Origin of the sequence: Promineifilum sp. (SeqCode) (assembly GCF_041918635.1) — a bacterium.
Classification (GTDB): domain Bacteria; phylum Chloroflexota; class Anaerolineae; order Promineifilales; family Promineifilaceae; genus Promineifilum.
Genome location: NZ_JAYRVJ010000719.1, coordinates 1 through 1,909, shown reverse-complemented (window position 1 = coordinate 1,909; position 1,909 = coordinate 1). Strand labels below are relative to the sequence as shown.

The 1,909-nt window shown below is 69.0% G+C and carries 1 protein-coding gene and 1 pseudogene; both read left to right on the top strand.

The annotated features are described in order from the left end of the window. On the top strand, window positions 1-474 hold a 474-nt coding region (locus tag ACE3UY_RS21010), incomplete at its 5' end, for a VOC family protein (RefSeq protein WP_374689433.1). Between the two features lie 194 nt (window positions 475-668). Beyond that, window positions 669-1,909, top strand: a pseudogene (locus tag ACE3UY_RS21005) (hypothetical protein); the annotation flags it as partial.

The window sequence follows — 1,909 nt, the reverse complement described above, 5'->3', positions numbered from 1 at the left end:
CGCCTCAGCCCCATCGCCGAGATTCTGACGCAGATTCTCGGCTTCGAGGAGACCGGCCGCCAGCCGGCGCCCGACAACGCCGGGGAGGAGGCCATCCGCTTCGGCATGGACGGCGGCGGGCCGGGCAAGGAAGTGCAGGTGATCGTCCAACCGGAGGAGCGCCGCGCCCGGCTAGGCGGGGGCGGCGTGCACCACGTCGCCTTCCGCATCCCCGACGAGGATGCCTTGCACGCCTGGGATGACCGGCTGGGCCGGTTTGGCCTGCGCACATCCGGGATGGTCGACCGCTACTACTTCAAGTCGCTCTACTTCCGCATCTCCAACGGCATCCTCTTCGAGCTGGCGACGGACGGCCCCGGCTTCGCCACCGATGAGAGCCTGGAGACGCTCGGGGAGCGGCTGGCCCTGCCGCCCTTCCTGGAGCCATACCGGCGCTCCATCGAGGCCGGCCTGCGGCCACTAGAGTTGGTGTAGGGAAGAAGAATGATCTGCCGATTACGCCTATTGCTCCGAAAAATCTGCGTAATCTGCTCCCCCTACGGGGAGGGGGCGACCGCCGGTCTCGACGCCAGCAAGCTTAGGTAATTTGGCCCCTTGCGCATCCGCGCGTCTGCCGCTAAAAATGGCTGACCCGCGGCGGGAGCTTCCGGCGGGCAAGAGGAACACGGATGCGTATTCAACCTGCTATTGATGGGGCAGCGCGTCGGGCGCTGCTCCTTTTTATGTCGGCGGTTTTGCCGCTGCTGTTCGTGGCCGGCGTCGCGGCGCAGATGGTCGCCGTCCCCGGCGATCCGTCCGACTCGTCCATGCCACCCCTGGAGGGAGGCGCGCCGGCTGAGCCGCCGGTGCTTGTCCCGGCGCAACCGGCCGGCGCGCCGCAAGCCCCGGCTGCCGGCGACGCGCCCGCCATTAATGTCTGGTATGGCCAGACGCAGCGCGTCGGCCATCGGGGCGATCCGCAAAAGTGGGTCAACATCCTCGGCAACGTAACCTCGGCCGCGCCGCTGACCGGGCTTAGCTACAGGCTCAACGGCGGCCCGTCGCGCCCGCTAACGGTTGGGCCGGACGACGAGCGCCTGGCGCTGGCCGGCGATTTCAACATCGAACTGGACTACACCGACCTGCGGTCGGGGGCCAACCAGGTGGCGATCACGGCCACCGACAGCGCCGGCGGCGCGCGGACGATCAACGTGACGGTCAACTACCAGGGCGGCGCGCTGAACTGGCCGTCGGGAACCTACGTCTACGACTGGGCCGGCGCGTCGCGCATTGACGACGTGGGCCAGGTGGTGGACGGGCATTGGACGCTCCAGAGCGGCGGTGTGCGGCCGACGGTGCTCGATTTCGACCGCCTGATCGCCCTGGGCGACCTATCCTGGCGCGACTACACCGTCACCGTGCCCGTCACCTTCTTCGGCATCGACGAGAGCGGCTATCTGGCCCCCAGCAACGGGCCGGGCGTGGGTATCATGGTGCGCTGGGCGGGCCACTACGACGACGGCGACGGCAAGACACCCCTGACCGGCTGGCGGCGACTGGGCGCACTGGCCTGGTACCGCTGGCGGCGGCAGGGCGACGTGTACACTGAGGGCCTCCAGATGCTCGGCCATCTGGGCCGCGAGCTTGGCTCCAGCGCCCGCACGCTGAAGGTCAACACAACCTACACCTTCAAGCTCCAAATCCAGTCGGGCAATAACCTGACGGCGCCGTCCACCTACCGCTTCAAGGTCTGGGAGGCCGGCCGCACCGAGCCGGCGGGGTGGGACATCGAGCAGCGCGGCATCCCCGGCGAGCCGACGGGCGGGTCGGTGCTGCTGCTGGCCCACCACGTGGACGCCCGTTTCGGTGCGGTGCGCGTCGAACTGGCGTCAACCCGGCCGCGGCCGTCGCTTACCGTGCGCTATGCCGG